The sequence below is a fragment of the Flavobacterium sp. genome, from assembly GCF_036741995.1.
In the GTDB taxonomy this organism is placed as follows: Bacteria; Bacteroidota; Bacteroidia; order Flavobacteriales; family Flavobacteriaceae; genus Flavobacterium.
The window spans coordinates 48,035-71,653 of sequence record NZ_DAINRG010000002.1 but is presented as its reverse complement, the minus strand read 5'-3'; the positions used below and the strand labels follow the sequence as shown (position 1 = coordinate 71,653).

Annotated in this window: 26 protein-coding genes; 11 read left to right on the top strand and 15 right to left on the bottom strand. The window is 38.5% G+C overall.

Annotation, left to right across the window (positions count from 1 at the left end; translation table 11 throughout):
* Window positions 1-88: 88 nt before the first annotated feature.
* Both V7D82_RS01740 and V7D82_RS01735 read right to left on the bottom strand, forming a co-directional pair.
* Complete coding sequence (locus V7D82_RS01740; protein WP_333599250.1) at window positions 89-1,285, bottom strand: hypothetical protein; 1,197 nt, start codon at window positions 1,283-1,285, stop codon at window positions 89-91.
* 179 nt (window positions 1,286-1,464) lie between these two features.
* A complete protein-coding gene (locus V7D82_RS01735; protein WP_333599249.1) occupies window positions 1,465-4,263 on the bottom strand; it encodes a TonB-dependent receptor in 2,799 nt (932 codons plus the stop codon).
* Between the two features lie 192 nt (window positions 4,264-4,455).
* Here V7D82_RS01735 and V7D82_RS01730 point away from each other — a divergent pair, with 192 nt between their 5' ends.
* Together V7D82_RS01730 and V7D82_RS01725 are read left to right on the top strand one after the other, a co-directional pair.
* Entirely contained in the window at window positions 4,456-5,139 is a 684-nt protein-coding gene (locus V7D82_RS01730) for a response regulator transcription factor (protein WP_333599248.1), read from the top strand.
* Window positions 5,140-6,183 (top strand): sensor histidine kinase, encoded by a 1,044-nt coding sequence (locus V7D82_RS01725; protein ID WP_333599247.1) that lies wholly within the window; start codon window positions 5,140-5,142, stop codon window positions 6,181-6,183.
* On the opposite strand, the gene V7D82_RS01720 is transcribed toward V7D82_RS01725, so the two are convergent.
* Window positions 6,166-7,221: a glycosyltransferase gene (locus V7D82_RS01720; protein ID WP_333599246.1), complete on the bottom strand. Its 1,056-nt coding sequence runs from the start codon at window positions 7,219-7,221 to the stop codon at window positions 6,166-6,168. The genes V7D82_RS01725 and V7D82_RS01720 overlap by 18 nt on opposite strands.
* 86 nt (window positions 7,222-7,307) lie before the next feature.
* Here V7D82_RS01720 and trmB point away from each other — a divergent pair, with 86 nt between their 5' ends.
* From trmB to V7D82_RS01685, 7 genes are all read left to right on the top strand, one after another.
* Window positions 7,308-7,982, top strand: coding sequence for a tRNA (guanosine(46)-N7)-methyltransferase TrmB (gene trmB / locus V7D82_RS01715; protein ID WP_333599245.1), 675 nt, complete (start codon window positions 7,308-7,310; stop codon window positions 7,980-7,982).
* The gene (locus V7D82_RS01710) at window positions 7,983-8,609 is read left to right on the top strand and encodes a lysine transporter LysE (RefSeq protein WP_333599244.1); all 627 of its coding nucleotides are present in this window, start codon (window positions 7,983-7,985) and stop codon (window positions 8,607-8,609) included. It begins immediately after the preceding gene.
* A 3-nt stretch (window positions 8,610-8,612) separates the two neighbouring features.
* Window positions 8,613-8,936 (top strand): MGMT family protein, encoded by a 324-nt coding sequence (locus V7D82_RS01705; RefSeq protein ID WP_333599243.1) that lies wholly within the window; start codon window positions 8,613-8,615, stop codon window positions 8,934-8,936.
* A gap of 154 nt (window positions 8,937-9,090) precedes the next feature.
* Window positions 9,091-10,224, top strand: coding sequence for an Mrp/NBP35 family ATP-binding protein (locus V7D82_RS01700; RefSeq protein WP_333599242.1), 1,134 nt, complete (start codon window positions 9,091-9,093; stop codon window positions 10,222-10,224).
* A 2-nt stretch (window positions 10,225-10,226) separates the two neighbouring features.
* Window positions 10,227-10,466 (top strand): NifU family protein, encoded by a 240-nt coding sequence (locus V7D82_RS01695; protein ID WP_333599241.1) that lies wholly within the window; start codon window positions 10,227-10,229, stop codon window positions 10,464-10,466.
* 85 nt (window positions 10,467-10,551) lie between these two features.
* Window positions 10,552-11,610 (top strand): NAD(P)/FAD-dependent oxidoreductase, encoded by a 1,059-nt coding sequence (locus tag V7D82_RS01690; protein ID WP_333599240.1) that lies wholly within the window; start codon window positions 10,552-10,554, stop codon window positions 11,608-11,610.
* Window positions 11,611-11,729: 119 nt separating this feature from the next.
* The gene (locus V7D82_RS01685) at window positions 11,730-12,062 is read left to right on the top strand and encodes a ferredoxin (RefSeq protein WP_333599239.1); all 333 of its coding nucleotides are present in this window, start codon (window positions 11,730-11,732) and stop codon (window positions 12,060-12,062) included.
* 181 nt (window positions 12,063-12,243) lie between these two features.
* Here V7D82_RS01685 and V7D82_RS01680 read toward each other — a convergent pair whose 3' ends face one another.
* The 12 genes from V7D82_RS01680 to V7D82_RS01625 all read right to left on the bottom strand — a co-directional run bounded on the left by V7D82_RS01680 (window position 12,244) and on the right by V7D82_RS01625 (window position 22,108).
* The gene (locus tag V7D82_RS01680; RefSeq protein WP_333599238.1) at window positions 12,244-12,738 is read right to left on the bottom strand and encodes a hypothetical protein; all 495 of its coding nucleotides are present in this window, start codon (window positions 12,736-12,738) and stop codon (window positions 12,244-12,246) included.
* 85 nt (window positions 12,739-12,823) lie between these two features.
* On the bottom strand, window positions 12,824-13,825 hold the full coding sequence (locus tag V7D82_RS01675) for a T9SS type A sorting domain-containing protein (protein ID WP_333599237.1): 1,002 nt from the start codon (window positions 13,823-13,825) through the stop codon (window positions 12,824-12,826).
* Between the two features lie 90 nt (window positions 13,826-13,915).
* Complete coding sequence (locus V7D82_RS01670) at window positions 13,916-14,596, bottom strand: pirin family protein (RefSeq protein ID WP_333599236.1); 681 nt, start codon at window positions 14,594-14,596, stop codon at window positions 13,916-13,918.
* Between the two features lies 1 nt (window position 14,597).
* Window positions 14,598-15,281 carry a LytR/AlgR family response regulator transcription factor gene (locus V7D82_RS01665; RefSeq protein ID WP_333599235.1) on the bottom strand — a complete coding sequence of 228 codons (684 nt, stop codon included), beginning with the start codon at window positions 15,279-15,281 and terminating at the stop codon, window positions 14,598-14,600.
* Window positions 15,278-16,303 (bottom strand): sensor histidine kinase, encoded by a 1,026-nt coding sequence (locus tag V7D82_RS01660; RefSeq protein ID WP_333599234.1) that lies wholly within the window; start codon window positions 16,301-16,303, stop codon window positions 15,278-15,280. The genes V7D82_RS01665 and V7D82_RS01660 overlap by 4 nt, the downstream gene beginning before the upstream one ends.
* 79 nt (window positions 16,304-16,382) lie before the next feature.
* Window positions 16,383-17,075, bottom strand: a complete 693-nt coding sequence (locus V7D82_RS01655; protein WP_333599233.1) for an SGNH/GDSL hydrolase family protein — start codon at window positions 17,073-17,075, stop codon at window positions 16,383-16,385.
* A gap of 48 nt (window positions 17,076-17,123) precedes the next feature.
* Window positions 17,124-17,906, bottom strand: a complete 783-nt coding sequence (locus tag V7D82_RS01650) for a DUF3050 domain-containing protein (protein WP_333599232.1) — start codon at window positions 17,904-17,906, stop codon at window positions 17,124-17,126.
* A 119-nt stretch (window positions 17,907-18,025) separates the two neighbouring features.
* Window positions 18,026-19,204: an acyl-CoA dehydrogenase family protein gene (locus V7D82_RS01645; RefSeq protein WP_333599231.1), complete on the bottom strand. Its 1,179-nt coding sequence runs from the start codon at window positions 19,202-19,204 to the stop codon at window positions 18,026-18,028.
* Between the two features lie 84 nt (window positions 19,205-19,288).
* On the bottom strand, window positions 19,289-20,017 hold the full coding sequence (locus tag V7D82_RS01640; protein ID WP_333599230.1) for a hypothetical protein: 729 nt from the start codon (window positions 20,015-20,017) through the stop codon (window positions 19,289-19,291).
* Window positions 20,018-20,115: 98 nt separating this feature from the next.
* On the bottom strand, window positions 20,116-20,778 hold the full coding sequence (locus tag V7D82_RS01635; protein ID WP_333599229.1) for a tRNA1(Val) (adenine(37)-N6)-methyltransferase: 663 nt from the start codon (window positions 20,776-20,778) through the stop codon (window positions 20,116-20,118).
* 139 nt (window positions 20,779-20,917) lie between these two features.
* Window positions 20,918-21,442, bottom strand: a complete 525-nt coding sequence (gene rimM / locus V7D82_RS01630) for a ribosome maturation factor RimM (protein WP_333599228.1) — start codon at window positions 21,440-21,442, stop codon at window positions 20,918-20,920.
* Window positions 21,443-21,457: 15 nt separating this feature from the next.
* The gene (locus V7D82_RS01625; RefSeq protein ID WP_333599227.1) at window positions 21,458-22,108 is read right to left on the bottom strand and encodes a 30S ribosomal protein S16; all 651 of its coding nucleotides are present in this window, start codon (window positions 22,106-22,108) and stop codon (window positions 21,458-21,460) included.
* 201 nt (window positions 22,109-22,309) lie between these two features.
* On the opposite strand from V7D82_RS01625, the gene V7D82_RS01620 reads away from it, so the two are divergent.
* The gene (locus V7D82_RS01620; protein WP_333599226.1) at window positions 22,310-23,026 is read left to right on the top strand and encodes a DUF6252 family protein; all 717 of its coding nucleotides are present in this window, start codon (window positions 22,310-22,312) and stop codon (window positions 23,024-23,026) included.
* A gap of 129 nt (window positions 23,027-23,155) precedes the next feature.
* A complete protein-coding gene (locus V7D82_RS01615) occupies window positions 23,156-23,527 on the top strand; it encodes an RNA recognition motif domain-containing protein (protein ID WP_333599225.1) in 372 nt (123 codons plus the stop codon).
* The last annotated feature ends 92 nt before the right edge of the window (window positions 23,528-23,619 follow it).

The following is a 23,619-nucleotide window of genomic DNA, read 5'->3' as shown; positions in this document are numbered from 1 at the left end:
AAGATATAAAAATTATTTCAAATACTGTACCAAAAAAAACATCCCGAAATTTTCGGGATGTTTATACGTGAGAAATAGTGTAAAATGCTTATTGAATTAGACTTACACCACCAACAGTTGACCAGGCACCATTAGTCAATGAAGCTCCGGTAGCCGTTGTACTTGTTGTAAATTGTCCGTCTGGAAAAACTACAGTTAACGGTTCTGCAGGAGTACCTACACTGGCACCAAGAATGTTAACAGCAGTATTGGTAATTTTAACATTTGTTAGTTTAATTTTGGAACCGTTTACCTGATTGGTATTGGTGGTTGCATCTTGAATTTTGATAGCCGCTCCCTGATAAGTAGTTGCGCCCTCAGTATAAGTAGTATACCCATCAATAACAATGTTACTATAATCACCATTGGCTTCTTTTTTGAATTGAATAGCGTCAATTTGAACATCACCGGCAACTTCTGGGGTACATCCTACAGCTCTTTTTAAAGTGATGTTTGTCACTTTTGGCCAAAAACTGTTATTGTTGTTAGAACATTCTATCTCCATACCATAGTTTCCTTTAGTAACTTGTAAGGCATACCAATTAGAATTATTTTGCCCCTGCCATCCGTCTTGCCAATCAAATGCATCATCATAATTTCCATAAGAAATAGCATTGGTCATGCTCACAGTTCCACCGAAAAACTCATATCCGTCATCGGCACCTTTATACGAAACTAAATGGTCTAAGGTAGTTCCGGTTCCACAAGAATAAAAGGTAAATCCATTGTTTTCTTTGGTTCCGTCAGCCAATTTGGCTCCGGCATATTCTACACGAACATAATTCAAGGAACCCCCGTTATGAGCTGGATTGGTTCCACCATAAGGCAAAGCATTTCCGTCTTCTGAAGTAGAAGTGGTTACACCGCCAATAGCTTTAATAGGAGCGTCGCCATACATGATGATTCCTCCCCAAGAACCCGGAATCCCTGATTTTTCAGTAAATACTACCGGTTGTGAAGCAGTACCATTAATGATTAATTTTCCTCCGTTTAGAACTACTAAAGCATTATCGCCTGTTGTTTTGTCACAAGTAATGGTTGAACCAGCATCAAAAGTAACGGTTACGCCAGAGTTTATTTTTACAATTCCTTTTAGAGTATAAGTTCCTAAAGGAAACACTTTGTCTGCCGCTATCGGACCTGTAATTTCACCGGTAACCACTGCTGCTGTTGAATTGTCATCGCTGCTGGTGCAGGAAGTAAAAGTTGAAGCTAAAATAACTAAGCTTAAAAGAATTTTTTTCATGAGTTTTGTTGTTTAAATTTTCTGTTACAAAAGTAAATTCGGGCGAAAAAATAGAGGTTAGCTGAATATTATAAAAGGGTTATCAGTAGTCTATTAAAAAGTAAATTTATCGTTAAGAAGGACACTTTTTAATAACACAAAAGCTGCCTAAATGAGACAGCTTTTGTATTTGGTTTTTTTTAGAAAGTATAGCTCAGGTTTAAAGAAAAACCAACGCCTTTTTTGTAATTGCTTATAGTGTTGTCAGGAGCGGTGATTGGAGATGTTCCATCGGTTCCTTGTTCAAATTTTCTATCCGGATTTAACAAGTTGTCTGCCGAAAATTTCAAATCAAAATGGTCTGATAGTTTACTGCTCCAAACCAAATCCAATTGGTTAACCGGCAGTTCATAAATATGATCCAAACCACCAGTTCCTACGGCATAAATTCGTTTGCCAAAAACAGAATACACTAAGGAAACTGTGTTGCTCCATTTTTTATTGAAATCAAATTGGTATTTCAAATCTGAATTGATTAACCATTTCGAAGCTCCCTGCAAATCTCTTGATTTATGAGTTTCAATCGAGTTCACGATGCTTCCGTCAGGATTCACCGTAACCGGTTTCACATCAACTTGCGTTTGCATCAACGATGTATTAAAGCCAAAAGAGAAATCGGATAAGCTTTTATTGATTCGCGCAAAATCCAACAGGAATTCTAATTCCACTCCATACAGATTCGCTTTATCGGAATTCAAATACGTGGTGATAGTGGAGTTCGCGGCATTAGCAATAAAAGTTCTTTCAATCGGATTCTTAATCGATTTGCCAAAAACACCTACCGCTAACATTTCTTTTGCCGTTGGGAATAATTCGTATTTCAAATCCACATTAAAGTTATCACTGTTTACCAAAAACGGATTTCCTCTGGTTGAAGTCCCGTCAGCATTGATGTACTCAATTGGATAAGCTTCCATGATTACAGGTCTGGTGTAGGTTTGACTTGCCGCAAAACGCAAATTGGCTTTCTCGTTAACTTCATATTTCAAATTCACCGATGGCAACACATACAACTTGTCTTTCTTGATTTTTAAATACGGTTGGTCAAAAGAACCTTGCTCTCTGTATTTGGTTTCTCTCTCCGTGTTTTCAGCTCTCACACCACCGTTAATTTCCCATTTATCGGCAAATTTGAACAACACATTAGCATAACTGGAATTGGCCAATTCCATCAATTTGGCTTTGTAAGTAGCATTGGAACTTTCTCTGAAACTGAAAGCATTTTGGCTTAAATAATCATTCAGTTGCGCATCCAAACCATTGGTTGGAACCGTAAAACTGTTCGGCGCAAAATTGTTTACGGGTGTTATAAAACGATACGAAGACTGCATCAGCGAAGCGCTTCCGTTGTACCCAACGCTCAATTTGTTTTTCTTGTCTTCACCACCAAATTTCAAACTGTACTCCAATAATCCCGATAAATAAATATCACTGTTAATGTCTAAATATTGTTTGATGAAGTTGTTTCCGGCAATGGAAGTGATGATGTTATCACCGTCCAAAGTACCTGAAAAGAATTTTCGGTCCGGCTGTTGGTAAGACGTTTTGGCAAAAGAACCGCCCGCTTTTATGATTTGATTTTTATCTTTAGTCAATGCATATTCGCCCAACAATTGCGAATTGAAATAATCCGATTGATCCAATTGATTGGTTCGGATTAAGGTTTTGTTTTCGTTAGCCGTTAAATCAGCGTAACCGTATTGGTCTTTGATTAAGTTTTCGGTTGTTCTCAAATAAAAATTGTTCCAGGTCAATTTTAATCGGCTGGTCGAATAATTCAAGCCCAACAAAGTTGAAGTGGAGGTTTTATAACGGTATTCCGAATTAATGAAATCGTTTCGGTACACAAATCCTGATTGATTGTTACTGAAGTTGCGCTCTACTCCGGTTCTGAAACTATAATTGTTGTCAAAATTCAACGAAAGCAAATAAGAAAAAGTAGCCTCGTTTTTCAAACTGAATTTCTCCGAATGCAAAAAGCCAAAGCTCATGTTCAGCGGACTTTTAGTTTCCGAAACATCAAAACCACTTTTGAAAGAAGCCAAAGCCTGGTCAGGCGTAAAGGTATAACTCGAAGGTTTTCCACCCAATAATCCTGGTAACTGTCTATCGCCACCGGTCAAACCAAAGAAGCCTTTAGTCCCGTCAGCATCTTTAGAAATTAAAAAGTCTTTCAGATTATTATTGGTAGTAAAACTGGTTCCGATGCTGATTTTAGTAATGCTTTTGTTTCCTTTGGAAGTAGCAATATTAAAAGTTCCTCCGGCAAAATCACCATAAATATTAGGATTGAAAGTTTTGTAAACATCAATCACACCAATGATATCCGTCGGAAACAAATCCAAAGGAATGATTTTTTTGAAAGGATTATTGGTCGGTGCCGCCAAATCGTTAATCAATAAATTATTGTAACGGTCTTCTAAACCCCGAACGAATAATCCGCGCGAACCTACTTTGGTAATTCCGGTGATTTTGGTCAAGCCTTCTTCCACATCGCTAACGCCTTTTCTCGACATTTCCTGCGCACCGATACTTTGTTTGATTTCCACCGCTTTTTTCTGTTCCAATAACAAAGCCGTTTCTTTTTCGCGGCTGGTGGTGTTTTGAATCACCACATCTTTCAATTGGTAACTTCCCGAACCCAATGCTTTATTCAGCGTAATGGTTTCGCCGGCTTTCACTTCAATTTTTTCTTCTATATTTTCATAACCCAAAAAGCTGAATTGGATTGTATATGTTCCGGCTTCTACGGTAATCGTATATTTTCCGGTTTCATTGGTAGTAACAGCAATTGCAGTTCCTTTTAGTACCACATTGGCAAAAGGCAACGGCTCATTATTCAATTCTTTATCGGTTAATGTTCCTGTAATAGTTCCTTTGTTTTGGGCAAAACCAATAACATTCAGCAATAAAAAAGTAACAATTAATTTAAGTTTCATTTCAGTCTTGTTTAATTTTGGTGCAAAGAAACCACCGCAGTGTAAAGGTCACGTTACTCCATTATTACCATTTCGTTGGTTAACTATTACCAAATTGTTAACATATTAAATTACCGTTAACTCCCGTTTGGTTTTGTACAAGCATTTTGTATTATCTTTACATTTACATCCACAAAAACAATTGTGTCCGTTATGAAAAAAAAAGACATCAAGATTTTATTAGTAGATGATGAGCAGGATATCCTCGAAATCGTAGGATACAACCTTTCGCAGGAAGGCTATCAAATTGTAACCGCTACCAATGGTAAAGAAGCGATTGCCAAAGCCAAAAAAGAACTGCCGCAACTCATCATTATGGATGTGATGATGCCCGAAATGGACGGCATGGAAGCCTGCGAAAACATTAGAAAATTACCCGAATTGAGCAATGTTATCATAACGTTCCTGACGGCAAGAAGCGAAGATTATTCCCAAGTGGCCGGGTTTGACGCCGGTGCCGATGATTATATCACCAAACCCATCAAACCGAAATTATTAGTAAGCAAAGTGAAAGCTTTGTTGCGCCGATTAAAAAGCGACGAACATGCCTCGGAAACACTCAACGTGGGCGGCATTGAAATCAATCGCGAAGAATATAAAATCATCAAAAATAACTTAGAGATTATCCTTCCAAGAAAAGAATTTGAACTGTTTTATCTTTTGGCTTCCAAGCCGGGGAAAGTATTCAAACGCGAAGAAATTCTGGATAAAGTTTGGGGCAATGAAGTCATCGTTGGCGGAAGAACCATTGATGTTCACATCAGAAAACTGCGCGAAAAAATCGGTGAAGAATTGTTCAAAACCATCAAAGGCGTGGGCTATAAATTAGAAGTGTAAATGAAAATAAAATTCAAGAAAACATATACGTTTGCGGTAGTTTCCTCTTCCTATATTACCCTTTTTGCAACCGGTTTTCTCGGATTATTATTGTGGTTTTTTCACGAATTTTCATGGCAAATCTGCTTGGTCTTTGCCGTTTGTATGTTTACGTTTTCCTTTTTTGTCTTGCAATACCGAGTGGAACGATTCATCTATCGAAGGGTGAAAAAAATCTATGACGACGTTTCGCTTTTAGAATCGACTTCGTTCCGAAACCAACCGATTACTACTGACATGGCGACTTTAACCAAACAGGTAAAAAAGTTCGCTACCGATAAAAAAATGGAAATCGAAACGCTGAAAGTGCGTGAAGAATACCGCCGCGAATTTTTGGGCAATGTGTCACACGAATTGAAAACACCGTTGTTTACCGTGCAAGGCTATCTTTCCACGCTGCTTGATGGTGCAATGAACGATAAAAATGTTCGCAAAAAATACCTGGAACGTGCCGAAAAAGGAGTAGAGCGTTTAATTTACATCGTCGAAGATTTAGACATGATTTCCAAACTCGAAATGGGCGATGTGAATTTGGAATTATCCAAATTTAACATAGTCGAATTGATTCAGAATGTTTTCGATTTATTGGAAATGAAAGCCGATAAAAAGAACATCATTCTCATGTTTGATCGAAAATACAACAAACCCATCACGGTGTTTGCCGATCAGGAAAAAATACAGCAAGTGCTGACCAACTTGGTGATGAATTCCATAAAATATGGCAAAGAAAACGGCACCACCGAAGTCACCATTGAAGATTTAGTCAACGACAAAATTATTGTGCGTTTCAGAGATAACGGGGAAGGCATAGAAAAACAATACATTCCGCGTTTGTTTGAGCGGTTTTTCAGAGTGGATAAAAGCGGTGCGCGAAGTGAAGGCGGTTCCGGTCTCGGCCTCTCCATCGTAAAGCACATCATTGAAGCCCACGGCGAAAAAATTTATGTGGAAAGCGAATTCGGCAAAGGATCTGAGTTCTCCTTTACCTTAGAAAAGTACAAATAATTCTTTCCAATCCAACTCTTTTTTCAATTGTGGTAAGCCATTGTACATCGAAACTTCCAGCAAATTTTCTCTTTTAAAATCGTCTTGGTGGGCAAAAGGCGCAAAGCCGTCCCGCTTTAATTTTTTGGCCAAATATTCCTGTTCAAACTGTCCCGGTGTTGGAATAAAAAAAGCTTTTTTCCTGAGTTTCGCCAAATCCATAACGGTGGTATAGCCCGAACGGCAAAGCACTATTTCACTTTCGTTAAACGTTTTTTCCAACTCAGCGGAAGTCATGAAATTGTAGTAAGTAATGTTTTCAACCACTTCCTTTTTTTGTTTGGCCTCAATAATACCTCTAACAAAAACGACTTTCCCGGCAAAGGAATGAATTTCGGCTTTCAGTTTTTCTTCCAAAAAAGTGCGTTGTGGCTCAGGCCCAGATAAAACAACCATCAGGTCATATTGAATCGACAACTCTTTTCTTTCCAGGCGACTCAGCGGACCAATGTATTTTAACTGTAAATGAGTTGTTTTCAAATGACCCAATTTCCCGGTCAGATTAGGTTTTTCCTTAATATCCGGTACCCAACATTCGGTAAATTTTTGAATGAAATATTGATGGAGTTTACTCGAAATCCAAGTGGTTTTTCCCGACAGAACATTGAGTTGGTGTGTGATAAAAACACTCGGAATCTTTTTGCTGTATACGCCCAAACGATTGTCGGAAATAATCCCTTGAAGATTGTATTCAGGAATCCATTTTTTGACAATTTTCTTTTCGCTCAACACAGCTTCAATCATTTTCGGACTGTTTTTCAGCAATTTCCATTTGAAATCATCGGCGCTTTTGGCATATTCAATGTTATAGGAAGGCAAAGCCAAAGCCTGTAAATGCGGAAACTCTTTTCGAAGTAATTCAAGGGCAGGACCATCAGAAGCCAAGATAGGAGTAAACCCGTTTTTTTGCAATTCCCGAATGATGGGAATGCAGCGCGTGGCATGTCCTAACCCCCAATTTAATGGAGCTACCAGTATATTTTTTGTTGCCGTTTCCAAGTCGTGAAGTTACACTTTTACCCTGGCAAAATAAAAAAGATTTCCAATAGTTTATATTTCCTTAATTTTGCGAAAAATTTAAGTTTGTGGGAAGTAAGAATAAATTAAAACGATTTAAGGAAAACGAAACTTTTGAAAATGTTTTTCAACCAACCCGAGAAGAAGTCGTAGGGGGTGAATTTCCGTTGAAAGGAAAATGGAGCAAAGACTTTTTTAAAAACGACAATCCAATCATTATTGAATTGGGCTGTGGCAAGGGGGAATATTCTGTTGGCTTAGCCGAGCGTTATCCGGAGAAAAATTTTGTTGGGATTGATATCAAAGGTGCCCGTTTTTGGCGTGGTGCCAAAACAGCCGTTGATGGCGGAATGCACAATGTGGCTTTTGTCCGCACCCAAATTGAATTAATCAATTTCATTTTTGCCGAACAGGAAGTAGACGAAATCTGGATTACTTTCCCCGATCCGCAAATCAAATACAAACGCACCAAACACCGAATGACCAATTCGGAATTTTTGCAGCTATACAAGAAAATTCTAAAACCAAATGGTGTGGTTAATCTTAAAACCGACAGCGAATTCATGCACGGTTATACCCTTGGTTTGCTACACGGAGAAGGACACGAAGTGTTATATGCCAACCATAATGTGTATAAAAATGAAGGCGCTCCGGATGAAGTGACAGCGATTCAAACCTTTTACGAAAAACAATATTTGGAAATCAACAAAGCAATTACGTATATTCGTTTCAAAATCAAATAGATGACTTACTTTTTGCCGCTTGTTCTGGGTTTTTGCATAGCTTTTTTGGCGGTTATCCTTCCGGGATTAATCAACATGACGGCTGCTAAAATTAGTTTGCAGGAAGGTAAAAATGAAGCTTTAAGTTTTGCGGTTGGCGCTTCAACAGTGGTGTTTTTTCAAACGTTTATCGCAGTGCTTTTCGCCCGATTCATCAGCAACCATCAGGAAATTGTAGCCACTCTGCAGGAAATCGGCATCTTTGTTTTTTCGCTGTTGAGTATTTATTTTTTTTGGGTCGCCAAAAAACCTAAAAAGCCCAAAACCAATTTAAAAGTCAAAGGAAAATCGAATCGTTTTTTCTTTGGAATGTTATTGTCAACAATCAATTTATTGCCCATTCCGTTCTATGTTTTTGCCAGTATGGGTTTATCAGCGGCGGGCTATTTCAGCTTTGATAAAATTCCGGTTTCTTCCTTCGTTATGGGTGTGGTTTTAGGATCGTTTACTGTTTTTTATATCTACATCGTCGCTTTCAAAAAGATTGAAAAGAAAACCGAATTCATGATGCAGAACATCAATACGATTATTGGTTCGGTAACGACTTTTATGGCAGTGGTAACGCTTGTCAAATTACTTTACAAATAAACCATGGAAGAAAATTTCTTCGAAAGAGTCTATGCGATTGCGCGCCAAATTCCGGAAGGCAAAGTTACTTCCTATGGTGCCATTGCCAAAGCTTTAGGTACAGCGCGTTCTGCTCGCATGGTCGGTTGGGCGATGAATGCCTGTCATGGCAGAGATGACGTTCCGGCACACCGTGTGGTTAATCGAATCGGAGTGCTTTCCGGTAAACATCATTTTGACGGGACTAATTTGATGCAGCAATTGTTAGAAAACGAAGGCATTGAAGTGGTCGATAATCAGATTGTAGATTTCGAAAAACACTTTTGGCAACCTAAAATTGAGCTGTAATTAGCTTTAACACCAACTATATTTCCATAAACATTTTCAATTCATTAACGATTGTTTCAACACAATTCGTATTATCTTTGCAATCTAAAATCAGTTTAAATAAATATAACAAAAAATACGGTAACCTTTTAGCGGTTAGCGGTAAACAATAAAGATGAAATTAGATAGAAAAGAAATCCTGTTAGCATTGGAAACGATTACCATTGCCGGTGAAGGAAAAAATATGGTTGAAAGCGGTGCCGTGAAAAATGTAATCACTTTTGGCGATGAAGTTGTTGTGGATTTAGTAATAGCCACTCCGGCCATGCACATAAAGAAACGCGCTGAAGACGATATCAAAAAATTAATCCACGAGAAATTCTCGCCCGATGCTGTGGTGAAAGTCAACATCAAAGTTGAAGCACCAGCAAATCCAAACGAAATCAAAGGCAAATCCATTCCGGGCATCAGCAATATTATTGCGGTAGCTTCCGGAAAAGGAGGTGTTGGAAAATCAACGGTTACAGCCAACTTGGCCGTGACTTTAGCCAAAATGGGTTTCAAAGTCGGAGTGTTGGATGCTGATATTTACGGGCCATCGATGCCGATTATGTTTGACGTGGAAAACGAAAAACCAATCTCTATCGAAGTGGACGGAAAGTCAAAAATGAAACCGGTAGAAAGCTACGAAATCAAAATTCTTTCCATCGGATTTTTCACGGCACCAAGTCAGGCTGTAATTTGGCGTGGACCCATGGCTTCGAAAGCGTTAAACCAAATGATTTTTGATGCTGCCTGGGGCGAATTAGATTTCATGTTAATTGATCTACCACCGGGAACTGGCGATATTCATTTATCCATCATGCAATCGTTACCAATTACTGGGGCTGTTGTCGTGAGTACACCACAAGCCGTAGCTTTGGCGGATGCTAAAAAAGGAGTGTCAATGTTTTTATCCGACAGCATCAACGTTCCGGTATTGGGAATCATAGAAAACATGGCGTATTTCACGCCGGAAGAATTGCCAAATAACAAATATTACATCTTCGGGAAAGAAGGCGCTAAAAACCTTGCGGCCGATTTACAAGTGCCATTCCTTGGCGAAGTACCCTTGGTACAAAGTATCCGTGAAGCAGGAGATTATGGTCGTCCGGCAGCTTTGCAAACCGCTTCAGTAATCGAAAGCGTTTTTGAAGAAATTACAAGAAACGTAGTGCAGGAAACGGTAAACCGCAACGAAAGTTTACCACCAACGGAAGCTATCAAAATAACAACCATGGCCGGATGCTCGGCTGTTAAAGGTAAATAATCATGACAAACGAAGAATTGACTTTAAACATTGAAAAAGCCTTAGACGAAATCAGACCCTTTCTGAATTCGGATGGGGGCGATATCAGTTTGGTTTCCATTGAAGACGAAAAGCATGTCAAAGTACGTCTTCAAGGCGCGTGTACGTCCTGTAGTTTGAGCATTAGCACTATGAAAGCCGGTGTAGAAACTACCATTAAAAAGTACGCGCCACAAATTGAAACGGTAGAGAATATCGCTTAGTTTTTAATGATAAAAATCATATAATTTGAATTGAAGTTTCCCAAACTTTGCGGCTTAGAACTTCGATATTATGCCACGAAAAAAAATGATTGAAACAGATATATTGATAATCGGCGCCGGACCTACAGGACTTTTTGCTGTTTTTGAAGCTGGATTATTAAAATTAAAATGCCATCTTATAGATGCTTTACCGCAAATTGGCGGACAATTAGCAGAACTATATCCCAAGAAACCCATATATGATATTCCCGGGTATCCTGAAGTGTTAGCCGGAGATTTGGTTACCAACTTAATGGAGCAAATCAAACAATTTCAACCCGGATTTACTTTAGGAGAAACTGCCGAAACCATTGATAAATTAGAAGACGGAACTTTTATAGTAACCACTAATGAAGGCACAAAACACCACGCCAAAGCCGTTGCTATAGCCGGTGGCTTAGGTACTTTTGAACCCAGAAAACCAATACTGAAAGATTTGGAGTTTTACGAAAAAGAAGATCGTGGTGTTGATTATTTTGTCAAAGATCCGGAAAAGTACCGAGGTAAAAATGTAGTGATTTCCGGTGGTGGCGATTCTGCTTTAGATTGGAGTGTTTTCTTAACTGATGTAGCTGCTTCCGTAACTTTGGTACACAGAAGAAATGAATTTCGTGGGGCTTTAGATTCTGTTGAAAAAGTACAGGAATTAAAATCGGCCGGAAAAATAAAACTGATAACACCGGGAGAAGTCATAGGATTTAAAGGTTCAGAAAGAATAGAATCCGTAGATATTGAAGTCAACGGAGCCCGTATGAATGTAGTGACCGATTATTTTATTCCGTTATTTGGGCTTACGCCAAAATTGGGAGCTATTGCCAATTGGGGATTGGAAATCGAGAAAAATGCAATTAAAGTCAATAATGCCTTAGATTACCAAACCAACATTGATGGTATATACGCCATTGGCGATGTGAATAGTTATCCGGGGAAACTGAAACTGATTCTTTGCGGTTTCCATGAAGCAACGTTGATGTGTCAAAGCGTTTATAACCGAATCAATCCGGGAAAAAAATACGTTTTGAAATACACCACAGTTTCCGGGATTGACGGTTTTGATGGTACTCGTAAAGAAGCCGAAAAAGCCGTAGTAAAATCAATTGACTAAATGCAACTCAACCATCCTGAATTAGTAAATCTTTTGAAGAAAGCTTATTCTGCTGAGAAAGCAGGAAAACAAGAATGACTATTTGAAAAAATATTTAATAGATTATATGAAAAGTTAGTATGCCACAAGATATTACCATAAAGATAACAGACCGCGAAGGCATTGCTCACGAAGTGCAAGCACCAACAGACATGAACATGAGCATCATGGAATTGGTTAGGGCCTATGAACTGGCACCCGAAGGAACTATTGGGATTTGCGGCGGTATGGCCATGTGCGCTTCCTGCCAATGTTATGTGTTAAACAATGTGGAGTTACCCGAAAAAGGCCCCGATGAAGAAGCCATGCTTTGGGAAGCTTTCAATGTAAAAGACAACAGTCGTTTAGGCTGTCAAATTCACATCACTGAAGCTATTGACGGACTGGAGATAGAACTGGCTCCGGAAGCTTAAAAAATAAAAAAGGCGAGAAATTTTTCTCGCCTTTTTTGACTAATAAAACAGCTAACTTGATGAAAAACACTGATTATCGATATTCGATGACCATAACTTATGCTAAGGTACTATAAGTATAATGGGAAAATAATAAATGAGAGGAACTACTAAAAAACTGCGGTAAATAATTCAGTTTGTGCTACTTTTCATAATAGCAAATAGCCAAATTAGGCTGCATGGCAAATTCCAAAGTTTGAAATCCTGTTTCTTTTTCTGTTTCGGTTGAAACTAAATAATGGTTGTTGATGATGTCTACTAAAACCAACATCGGGGAATAAAAAGTAATCCCGATTTTGTGTTTGGAGCTATCGGTAATGTCAGTATTTATGATGTCCAATTGAAAATTGGTAAACGGAAAAAAATGATTCCCCAAAACATCAGTTACCCGATGAAAATTACCTTTCAATTGTTCTACATAGCCATTGGCAGCCATGCTCACCAAAAAATGCAATTGGTTTGCCTTTTCATTTTCATTCAATAATTCCCGGAAAGTCGTTTTCGGATTTTCTTTGGAAGCAAACAATTGTTGCTGCATCAAATACTCTTTATAGGTATCCTCAAAAACATATTTGTCCCAGGCAAAAGTGGAAGCAGTGTCGATAACAATTCGGTAGGCCAATCTGATTTTTGTCATTGCAATAGCACTAATTAAAAACAAAAATAGAGAGAATCATACAATATCTCTCTATTTTCAAAATACAAAAAAAACAGGTACTAATTTATTCAACCAACATTTTTCGACTTTGTTCAAAAGTGCCATTGGCATTAACCACTTTCACTTTATAAATATAATAACCACTGCTCAATCCATTTCGGTCAAGGACTAACGAATTAGCGCCATAGGATAGATTTTTATCTATTGGGGTTGCAATCAATCTTCCCATTAAATCGAATAATTGAACAGTAACTTTAGAATCGGTGTTTAAAGTCAAAGGAATGGTGGTGCTATTTTTCATTGGGTTCGGATAGTTTTGTCCTAATCCAAAAGCTTGTTCGCTGGCTTCGTTGATACCCAAATTTGGTCCGGCAACATAAATCGTATGATTCAGAACAAATCCGGCCGCTACACTTCCGGTTACGGTCGATAGTTCATTGGTAACTCCATCCGAAAACACATTGTCTGAAGTATAATAAGTATAACCCGTCATGCCTTTGGTATACCCATTGGCTGTCGAAGCATTGACCAATACTACCGCACTGTTAGCTCCTTCCGGAAAAGCAATTTGGGTAACCAATAAAGAAGTTCCGGCAGAATTGTAGATATGCACGTGAATATGCGTCGAGCGTCCAGTGTACCAACCAGGGAAAATAGACGTAAACGTCACCAATCCGTTAGCATCGGTAGTTTGCCTTCCTCTTAGGAAATTATAGCTGGTAAAATCGGCTGTTTGCATGCCGGTTCCCCCGTATTGCGAGTAATAACCGTCTTTGTCACAATGCCAAATATCTACAATAGCTCCCTGAAGCGCGGCACAATTAGCATTAATATTATTGATGTTGATATTGATGGTAAAAGCCACTCCGGTTCGGTCGCCAACCATATTGGTTCTCACATAGGAAGCTGGCGTAATAGTAGGAAAGGGGCCGGCAGTTTCGCTATTTGTTACCGAACATGCCAAAGCTGCTGCTGTACTTGTTTCTTTAGCTTTTAACATACTCGGAGCCGCTACTGCTAATCCAAGAAAGCCAATACTGTTCTTTAAAAAGTCTTTTCTTTCCATAATGATATGATTTTAACAAGTCAAAGTTGGTTGCAATTCCTTGAAAATCAAAATAAATGAGGTAAACAGATTTTTTATTACGGTGAAAATCTATTCTTGTAAGGTTGTTTCCAATAGTATTAAAATGGAATTTTCGGCTAAGGCTTCAAATTCTGCTTCGGCAGTTTCCCAAATGGCTAAGCCGTCACGAGATTCTACTAATCGGTTTTGAAATTCAAAAGCGCCATTGATGACAAAGGCAAAAACGCCATTGTTGTTTGCTGCCAAATGATACAAACCGTCGTTTCTGGAATCAAAAATTCCAATGGAAACTTTGGTGTTTTCATTTTCATAAATAGAAAACAATTCATTCCGGGTTGAAAAATGAAAAGCCCTTTTCTCCAAGTGATTCCCGATAATTTCCGGAGAATGTAATCGAATCTGCAGGTAATTAATCAACTCGTTTTCATACGGATTTTGGATTTGAAAAGAGGTTCCTTTTTGGGCTTTAAAAATCTGAATTTCTTCGGTGTTGCAATAGTTTTTGTTGCCAAACTCAATCGTTCCTACCAACGGTAGCAAAAGAATTTCGGTGTCTTCTTCCAGCAAAAATGATTTTGTTTTTTGAGCGTACAACGTTTCATCATTTAGCACCGTTATTCCGCCGAATGGTTTTCGGTTGCTGTCGAAATAATCGCCAAAGTTGAAAGTAGACAAACAGCGATAGTTTTCATCTTCCTGATGTCCCCGGAATTGCGCTTTGTATATTTGTGACGGACCTTGAGGAAGCATTTTATTGGAAGATTTTCAGAATTTCTTCTTTGTACGTTTCACCAATCGGCACCGAAAATTCAGCTACCTGAATTACTTTGTTCTGAATGGTTTTCACCTTGTTAATCGGAATAATAAATGAACGGTGCACTCTTAGGAATTTGGTTTCCGGCAATTTTCCCAAAATATTTTTCATCGAAAGACGCGCCACGATTTTGGTTTTATTTTTCAAATGAATCTGAATATAATCGTCTAAGCCTTCAATGAGTAAAATGTCTTCAAATTCAATGCGGTTCAGCTTATAATCGGCGCGAATCATCAAATGCGTTTGCACCGAAGTATTGTTTTTGAACTGATATTCGTTGCGCGCTTTTTGCACGGCCACTTCAAATCTTTCAAACGAAAAAGGCTTTAACAAATAATCCGTTGCATTGACATTAAATCCTTCTACAGCATATTCACTATGGGCGGTGGTAAAAATGACCATGACATCATTTTCCAATAGTTTAAAGAAATCGATGCCGTTTTTATTGGGCATTTGAATGTCTAGAAACAGCAAATCCACCGGGAATTTCTTCAAATGTTTCAGCGCTTCGCTTTGCTTGGTGAATGTTTTTTCGAGCGATACAAAATCAATTTGCTCACAGAAATGTGCAATCACCTGGAGTGCTAACGGTTCGTCATCTATGGCTATGGCGCGTATCATAACAGTTCAATTTTTAAGCGTACATCATAGGTTTTTTCATCTTGACTGACCTCCAAAGCGTAATTGCCCGAGTAAATTAAATCCAATCGTTTTTGGGTGTTTTTCAATCCTTCTTCGGTTTTAAACTCTTCCTCAATTTGACTGACCACAATGGCATTTTGCACATTCATCTGCAGCGTTTTATTTTGTATGGCAATGATTATTTTGATAAAAGAATCTTCATCGGGATTGATGCCATATTTGAATGCATTTTCAATAAACGGAATTAAAATCAGTGGCGCAATGACTCTTCCGGTGGGATTGCCTTCCACTACAAACGAAAGAGCAACACTACTGTCTAAGCGCAGTTTTTGCAATTCTATATAATCTTTGATATAGTTGAGTTCTTTGTCGAGTGACACAAATTCCTGAGCACTTTCGGTCACCACATACCGCATGATACTGGACAGTTTCAGCACGGCATTCGGGGCTTCGTTCGATTTTTGTAAAGTCAAAGCATACAGGCTGTTGAGTGTGTTAAACAGAAAATGTGGATTGATTTGTGCTTTGAGATAAGACACTTCGGCATTGAGTTTTTCGTCGTGAATTTCATTCAGTCGATTGTTGATTTTGATCAAAAAAGCCAAAGCAATCACCAATAGAAACGGAATTAGCATTTGGGAATCAAAAAAATCTGAATGTTCTGGTGGTTGCGGAAAATCCTGTGGGGAATTGTGTTTCGGAAAATGATTTTGTTGACCAAAAACGGCTTCGGTCAAACCGATTAAAACAAAATAAGAAGCCAGGACAGCGCCGGCAAAGAGCCATTTTTTGTTGTTGAAATATAACTTTGGAATGAAGTAATAATAGGAAGTGTAAAACAGTCCAAGCAACAAAATAAAGCGCACAAAACTTTTTTGAAACGGATTGATGTGAATCAGATTCCAGCCTTCTCCAAAATCGGGCGAAGAGAAAACCGGGATGCTCAAAAAGGCCAAACATCCTAAAAAATGAATCAAAAAAAGGCGTGTTGAATTCTTCATACGGTTTGCTGCTACTCAAAAGTAATCAGAATATTTTTGAATTGTACACGAAATGCGAGGAACAACAATTATTTGTAGGTCAATCGGTTAATTTGATTTTGACTTCCGGCAGAATTCGTTCGATGAATTTGGAGTAGGCTAACGTTGAAGGATGCAGCCCATCGCTTGCCACTAGTTCGGGTTGGAGCAAGCCCAATCGGGTAATGTCGGTAATGTTGATGAAAGTAATGTTATTGGCCTCGCAGTAACTTTTGGCGAAAGCATTATACTGATAAACGCCTCCCGAAATTGCCATGGAACCTTGACCAAATGGCGTATACGCATAATCAGGAATGGAAACCACGATGAGGTTTTTTTTGTCGCCTTTGGCAAAACCAATCGCTTGGTTGACCAACTCCGGAAATTCCTGTTCGTAAAGACTGAAAGGTTTGCCTTGGTATTGATTGTTAACGCCAATTAATAGCGTCACCAAATCATAATCACTAGTAGGGTTTTCAGCAGTAATAGCCGATTTTAAATTGGTTGTTGTCCAGCCCGTTTGTGCAATCATCTTGATTTGAAACGTGTCATTAGCATTTAAATACTGGTGAATGCTGTCTTTCAGTTGTTCTGGAAAACGGCAGGTTTCGCAAACACTTTGACCATAAGTATAGCTGTCGCCCAGCGCCAAATACTTGTAGTTTTTTGGCGGAACTACGGTGTTGTTTTCGGCACTGCAGCCTAATAAAAAGCTAATGCTGAACAGGAAAAATAAAGCGGTGCTGTATTTCATAAGTAATAATTCAATACAGGCATTTACGGTAAAGCAACGGCTTTAGTTTTATGCCAAGGTTAAACTGGCTTCGATTTTTTCTTCAATGGCGTTCCAAAGCCCGATTCTTTTTTCCAAAGCTAAGCGGGAAACTTCTTCCGTTTCTTTCCATTTTTGAGCATCGTCCTGACAAAGTTCATTAATCATGTGCATGGCCATTGGCCCGTGTTCATCGGCATCCAATTCGATATGTCTTTCAAAATAGTAAATCAGTTGGGACAAATCCACATCGGGGAAACTTTGTTGGAAATTTTTCAGGATTTGGGTGAACATAGTCGGAATCAAATCTTCCCGGCCAAAGGTAAAGGCAGCGGCAATTTTGTGTGCTTTTCCTTCTTCAATCACGCGGAAAGTAAAGTCGAGGAAGTCTTTAATTTTGGGATGCAAATCACTTTGTTTGATGGCGATAAAAACGTTTTTGGTATCGATAACACTTTGTAAAAAAGTATTTAATTCAGTAGTGTTGGCACCGCAACTGTGCATGGCTTCCACATACATTTCAAAATGGCTTAGTCGTTTTCCGTCTAAAGTCAAATCGCTTTCTTCGGCCAGTACAATTTCGTTGATTAAATAGCGTATTTCCGGATTTTTAGAAGCAAACCAGGGAGTCGTTGTACAAGTCAGTTTGCTTTGTAATGCTTTTAGCAACGACATAAAATCCCAAACGGCATAGACATGGCTTTCCAAAAATTGATGCAAATCATCAATGGTTTTTACTTTTTCATACAACGGATGTTGCAGTAAGATGGTTTTTTGAGACTTAATATTGTCGTTGATGGTGGAAGTATTCATGGCTTTTTTTAGATATATACGTAGAACAAAAAGGATGAGATTTTACCCTACAGCACAAAAGTAAAAATGCTCCTCCGAATAGAGAAGCATTTTATATAAATTTTATTTATTGTTTATTCTTATTTGAAAGCAGCGATGCCGGTGATGTCCATTCCGGTTATTAATAAATGGATATCGTGGGTTCCTTCGTACGTGATTACACTTTCTAAATTCATCATGTGACGCATGATAGAATATTCTCCGGTGATTCCCATTCCCCCTAATATTTGACGCGCTTCACGGGCAATGTGAATGGCCATATCCACATTATTTCTTTTCGCCATGGAGATTTGTGCTGAAGTCGCTCGACCTTCATTTCTCAATACTCCTAATCTCCAAGTTAATAATTGTGCTTTGGTGATTTCGGTAATCATTTCGGCCAATTTCTTTTGTTGCAATTGGGTTCCGGCGATAGGTTTGTCAAACTGAATTCTTTCTTTGGCATAACGCAAAGCAGTATCGTAACAATCCATCGCAGCACCGATAGCACCCCAGGCAATCCCGTAACGAGCCGAATCTAAACAACCAAGCGGTGCGCCTAATCCGGATTTGTTTGGCAATAAGTTTTCTTTAGGTACTTTAACATTGTCAAAAATCAATTCACCTGTTGCCGAAGCCCGAAGTGACCATTTGTTATGCGTTTCCGGAGTGGTAAAACCTTCCATGCCTCTTTCCACAATTAAACCGTGAATTCTTCCGGTTTCGTCTTTTGCCCAAACCACGGCAATGTCAGCAAACGGTGCATTCGAAATCCACATTTTGGCTCCGTTCAACAAATAATGGTCGCCCATGTCTTTGAAGTTGGTTGTCATCCCGCCAGGATTCGATCCGTGGTCAGGTTCGGTTAAACCAAAACAACCGATGAATTCTCCGGTAGCCAGTTTTGGTAAATATTTCATGCGTTGCTCTTCGTTTCCGTATTTCCAAATCGGATACATTACTAACGAAGATTGTACCGATGAGGTAGAACGCACACCAGAGTCTCCTCTTTCAATTTCCTGCATGATTAAACCATACGAAATCTGGTCTAAACCGGCACCGCCATATTCCTCAGGAATATACGGACCGAAACCGCCAATTTCGCCCAAACCTTTGATGATTTGTTTTGGAAATTCAGCACGTTGTGCATACTCTTCAATGATAGGGGAAACTTCGCGTTTCACCCACGCACGAGCCGAATCACGTACTAATTTGTGTTCTTCCGTTAGTAAATCGTCTAATAAATAGTAATCGGGAGCTTGAAATAAATCTGGTTTCATAAGATGTATGATGTATAGTATAAACTGTATATTCGTTTTACGAAAACGTTTGCAAAGGTATGCAAACTTAACCAAAAGCAAAAACTATTTTAGGGTATCAAATTCGCTTTTTTTAGTCAGTAGGAATTCTAAAATGGCAAGTTCGTCATTTTTCTCGATTGCCGTTTTTGATTTAGAATCGGCTTCACAATAGTCAAGAAAGCGGGGCGTTTCATCAGGTTTTAATTTGAGCGTTTTGGAAAAGAAAGATTCGTTAAAATTGGTTTTGGCATACTCTTTAAAATTCATGGTTTCCTCAGCCTTTTTGCTCTTAGGGTTTTTGCTTTTGAATAACTTTCCAACCATTTTCCCTATCTGGATAAAGTCAACACCATTCTCAATTTCTCCGGTATAAACATCCTTGTTTTTAGGTCTTGCGGCATCTTTTTGAATTTTGGCCATCTTCAGATCATTATACGAAACCGACTCGATTTTGATGGCTTTCACCTGATTGATTTCTACTTCTTCAAGCGGAATAGGTTTGTCTATCAATTTGATGAAAAGTGTTTTTTTCTGAAAGTCTTTGGCGGTCAGCGTATATTTTTGGTCTGCGAAATTTTCAGACATAAAAATGAGGACGTCGTTAATTTTGGCTTCTATATCAAATTCTCCCAAAGTATTGGTCTGAGTGATTTTTTTAGTGGTGAAATTGATAACATCAATGTTTTTCTGATAGCTATCCTGATAGGAAACTTTTCCGTGAATGACTTTTGCATTTTGCGAAAAGCAGACGCAAGAGAGGAATAGTAATACTATGGAGGTAATTTTTGACATGAGTATTGGAACAGATTGAATTCGAATACTAAAGTTAGTCAAATCACCTTACTTAAATTCAGAAGGGTTTGTTAAAAGTTTAATGCGAAAAGTTAAACTTACATTTTTAAGTAAAAATCCTTTGTCAAAGCAATGTATTCAGGAGTGTAGTGATGACGCGCCGTTTCGATGACAAGTTCGTCTATGGTAAAATTCACCTTTTCGCTATAGGAAAAAGCGAGTAAACTCCGTTTGATTTCGGTGGTGGAGGTTCCTTTTACGCGAGTAATTTTGAAAGGAAATAAGTTGCAGTCTTTGGCTAGGCCAATAAACCTGGTCTCTTCTTTGAATGGAATAATCACGGAGAAGATTCCGTTTTCGGAAAGTAAGACTGAAGCGGCTTCTACTAAATCTTCAAAAGGTAAAGCATCCTGGAACCGAGCTAAATCTCTTTGTTCGCTGTCGGTTTTGTAATCTTCGGCATAAAACGGTGGATTGGAAACAATCAAATCGTATTCATCTTCGGGTTCTTCCATGAACTCGTCTAAGTCGGCATGATAACAATACAAGCGGTCGGGCCAAGGCGAATTCTCGAAATTTTCGACGCATTGTTCAAAGGCATTTTCATCAATTTCAATCGCGTCAATTTGTTCTGCGTTGCTTCTTTGTGCCAGCATCAACGACAAAATTCCGGTTCCGGCACCAATATCTAAAACCGAAAACGGACGATTTGAGATTGGTGTCCAAGCACCAAGCAAAACCCCATCGGTGCCAATTTTCATGGCGCAACGGTCTTGATTAACTGTAAATTGTTTGAATTGGAATTGAGACACCTTTGATTTCTTAGATTATTAGACTTCTTAGATTTTTTTCTAAAGCGAAGCGTTTCTAACAATCTAAAAGCGCAGCGCATCTATAAATCTAAAGGTACATTTCGATTAAACCTTCCGGCAAATCCATCACCACTTTTTTGTTTTTGCGGTCGATTTCCACTAAAAAATGATCAATCATGGGAATCAGAATTTCCACTTCGCCATTCAACACTTCAAAAAGCGGTTGAGCACTGGTATCATTGATGGATTGAATGATGCCGACAACACCAAGGCGTTTGTCTTCTACTTCAAAACCAACAACTTCATGGAAATAAAACTTGTTGCCTTCGAGTTTTGGCAACATGGATAAAGGAAGATAAATATCGCAACCAATTAGTGTGTCGGCTTCGGCTTCGGAGTCAACATCTTCAAATTGTACGCGAAGAAAATCATTTTTGTGCAGGGCACTGTTTTCAATAAAAAATGGAACCAGATTTTTGTTGAACTCAACAAATACTGATTCCATATTTTCATATAACTCGGGTTCGTCTGTGTCTAAATAGATGAGAACTTCCCCTTTGAAACTAAATTTTTTAGCAATTTTACCTAAATAGAAACAATCTTCTTTACGCATAATTGCCTGAAAATATTAAGCTTCTGTTTCTTCGCTAGCTTCTTCAGCAGCAGGAGCCTCTTCAACAGCCGGTGCTTCTTCAGCAACAACTTCAGGAGCTTCTTCGGCAGCAGGAGTTTCCTCTACAGCTACTTCAGCAACTACTTCCGGAGTTTCTTCTACAGCAGTTTCAACTGCTACTTCTTCAGCAACATCAGCTACTTCTTCTACTTTTGCAGCTTCAACAGCGGCAGCAGCACGTTTTTCATTAGCTGCTTTTTCAGCTTTTAAAGCTTTTGCTTTAGCCGCTTCCTGTGCTTTTGATAAACCTTCTTTTTTAGAATCTACTTTTCCAGCTTTTTCTTCCAACCATTTCGCCAATTTAGCATCAGCTTGCTCTTGTGTTAAAGCTCCTTTACGAACGCCACCATCAAGGTGATGTTTCATTAAGGCACCTTTGTAAGAAAGGATAGCTCTTGCCGTATCGGTTGGTTGAGCACCATTGTGTAGCCATTGTACCGCTTGGTCAAGGTTTAAATCAATAGTAGCAGGATTGGTGTTTGGATTGTAAATTCCTAATTTTTCTAAGAATCTACCATCTCTTTTTGAACGAGCATCAGCGGCTACAATCCAATAAAAAGGTTTCCCTTTTTTTCCGTGTCTTTGTAATCTAATTTTTACTGACATAATCTTTTTGATTAATTTGAGGTACTCGACCTCGGTTATTTAAGGGCGCAAAGATAGTTTTTTTTCGCAAACAAACAATTAGAATTGTATTTTTTATAAATGGGAACAGATTGAAACTTACTCTTTAACATTATTTTTTTGAAAATATGTTAGCATTTTTGCATTAAAAAACTATTTTTGTGGAGTAATACTATGAAAGTTATGAAAAGATTTTTGCCCCTATTTATAATCGCCATCGCCTTTTCTTCTTGCCAAGAAGATTTGAAGCCCAATAATCCCGGATTTCAAGGTTTGAAAGATGATGTTTTTTGGAGAGCTAATGATGCCAGGGCTTATGTTTCGGCAACAGGAAAACTTACTGTTGAGGCTTACACAGAATATGAGCAAGTTACATTAAATACAAATAGCACGAGTCCCGGAATTTATGTCTTAGGTACGACTAATAGTAATAATGCGGCAAGTTATTCTTCCAGTTTTGACGATATTGACCTTGAATATGGAACAATAGCCGCTTTAGGTCCGGTTTCGAGTGTAGCTGTTGTGGCTCAAGGAACAGGATACACTAGTGGAACTTCTATCGCTACAACCGGTGGAACCGGAAGTGGTTTGACTTTCAATATTACAGCAAATGCTTCGGGTGCCGTTACCACTGCTACGCTTTCTTCACGTGGGAATGGGTATGTGGCCGGAGATATAGTTACCATTGCTGGTGGAGATTTAAATTGTAAATATGTTGTAGTGAATGTTCAAAATAGCAACGGTGAAATTGAAATCACGGAGTATGATAATTTAACGATGACTGTTTCGGGCAAGTTTAAATTCAATGCGGCTAACGCCAATAATAGTCCATTTGGAGGGCCGATTTTGAATTTCCAATATGGTGAATTCTACAGAGTGCCTATTTATCCATCCTTATAATTGTCAAACACTTAAGTATACAAAACCATCCTCGGATGGTTTTTTTGTTAATAATATAATAAAGTCCAAATTAATAGCGGTTTACACTTTATTTCAATTACCTTTGTAGCTGAATTTTAAATATAAAATATGAACATTTTTGTTGGGAGTCTTCCGTTTAGTATAGACGAAGCAGATTTAAGAGAATCTTTCGAGGTTTATGGTACGGTTAATTCCGTAAAAATTATTACTGATAAATTTACTGGTAGAAGTAAAGGTTTCGGATTTGTGGAAATGGAGAATGACACAGAAGCTGAAAAAGCAATTCAGGAATTAAATGGTGCAACCGTTGACGGTCGTACGATTGTAGTTAACAAATCAGAACCGAAACCGGAAGGCGAAAGAAGATCTTTTAACAACAACCGTTCAGGTGGTGGTGGTTACAACGGCGGTGGAAATTCACGTGGTGGCGGAAGCTACAGTGGTGGAAACAGCGGTGGAGGAAATAGAGGAAGATACTAGTTACATTCTAATATAGATACTTAAAAAGCCAACTCAATCGAGTTGGCTTTTTTGTTTTTTGTTGATAACTAAAATTGATTCTTACCCTTTGA

Excerpts from the sequence above, each read along its gene's own strand:
- V7D82_RS01730 (WP_333599248.1), top strand. The coding sequence starts at position 4,456 with ATGAAAAAAAAAGACATCAAGATTTTATTAGTAGATGATGAGCAGGAT.
- V7D82_RS01670 (WP_333599236.1), bottom strand. The coding sequence starts at position 14,596 with ATGCTTCCTCAAGGTCCGTCACAAATATACAAAGCGCAATTCCGGGGA.
- V7D82_RS01675 (WP_333599237.1), bottom strand. The coding sequence starts at position 13,825 with ATGGAAAGAAAAGACTTTTTAAAGAACAGTATTGGCTTTCTTGGATTA.
- V7D82_RS01615 (WP_333599225.1), top strand. The coding sequence starts at position 23,156 with ATGAACATTTTTGTTGGGAGTCTTCCGTTTAGTATAGACGAAGCAGAT.
- V7D82_RS01700 (WP_333599242.1), top strand. The coding sequence starts at position 9,091 with ATGAAATTAGATAGAAAAGAAATCCTGTTAGCATTGGAAACGATTACC.
- V7D82_RS01735 (WP_333599249.1), bottom strand. The coding sequence starts at position 4,263 with ATGAAACTTAAATTAATTGTTACTTTTTTATTGCTGAATGTTATTGGT.
- V7D82_RS01725 (WP_333599247.1), top strand. The coding sequence starts at position 5,140 with ATGAAAATAAAATTCAAGAAAACATATACGTTTGCGGTAGTTTCCTCT.
- V7D82_RS01620 (WP_333599226.1), top strand. The coding sequence starts at position 22,310 with ATGAAAAGATTTTTGCCCCTATTTATAATCGCCATCGCCTTTTCTTCT.
- V7D82_RS01705 (WP_333599243.1), top strand. The coding sequence starts at position 8,613 with ATGGAAGAAAATTTCTTCGAAAGAGTCTATGCGATTGCGCGCCAAATT.
- V7D82_RS01695 (WP_333599241.1), top strand. The coding sequence starts at position 10,227 with ATGACAAACGAAGAATTGACTTTAAACATTGAAAAAGCCTTAGACGAA.
- V7D82_RS01680 (WP_333599238.1), bottom strand. The coding sequence starts at position 12,738 with ATGACAAAAATCAGATTGGCCTACCGAATTGTTATCGACACTGCTTCC.
- V7D82_RS01710 (WP_333599244.1), top strand. The coding sequence starts at position 7,983 with ATGACTTACTTTTTGCCGCTTGTTCTGGGTTTTTGCATAGCTTTTTTG.
- V7D82_RS01635 (WP_333599229.1), bottom strand. The coding sequence starts at position 20,778 with ATGAAAATTGGCACCGATGGGGTTTTGCTTGGTGCTTGGACACCAATC.
- V7D82_RS01655 (WP_333599233.1), bottom strand. The coding sequence starts at position 17,075 with ATGAAATACAGCACCGCTTTATTTTTCCTGTTCAGCATTAGCTTTTTA.
- V7D82_RS01640 (WP_333599230.1), bottom strand. The coding sequence starts at position 20,017 with ATGTCAAAAATTACCTCCATAGTATTACTATTCCTCTCTTGCGTCTGC.
- V7D82_RS01645 (WP_333599231.1), bottom strand. The coding sequence starts at position 19,204 with ATGAAACCAGATTTATTTCAAGCTCCCGATTACTATTTATTAGACGAT.
- rimM (WP_333599228.1), bottom strand. The coding sequence starts at position 21,442 with ATGCGTAAAGAAGATTGTTTCTATTTAGGTAAAATTGCTAAAAAATTT.
- V7D82_RS01685 (WP_333599239.1), top strand. The coding sequence starts at position 11,730 with ATGCCACAAGATATTACCATAAAGATAACAGACCGCGAAGGCATTGCT.
- V7D82_RS01660 (WP_333599234.1), bottom strand. The coding sequence starts at position 16,303 with ATGAAGAATTCAACACGCCTTTTTTTGATTCATTTTTTAGGATGTTTG.
- V7D82_RS01740 (WP_333599250.1), bottom strand. The coding sequence starts at position 1,285 with ATGAAAAAAATTCTTTTAAGCTTAGTTATTTTAGCTTCAACTTTTACT.
- V7D82_RS01625 (WP_333599227.1), bottom strand. The coding sequence starts at position 22,108 with ATGTCAGTAAAAATTAGATTACAAAGACACGGAAAAAAAGGGAAACCT.
- V7D82_RS01665 (WP_333599235.1), bottom strand. The coding sequence starts at position 15,281 with ATGATACGCGCCATAGCCATAGATGACGAACCGTTAGCACTCCAGGTG.
- V7D82_RS01690 (WP_333599240.1), top strand. The coding sequence starts at position 10,552 with ATGATTGAAACAGATATATTGATAATCGGCGCCGGACCTACAGGACTT.
- V7D82_RS01650 (WP_333599232.1), bottom strand. The coding sequence starts at position 17,906 with ATGAATACTTCCACCATCAACGACAATATTAAGTCTCAAAAAACCATC.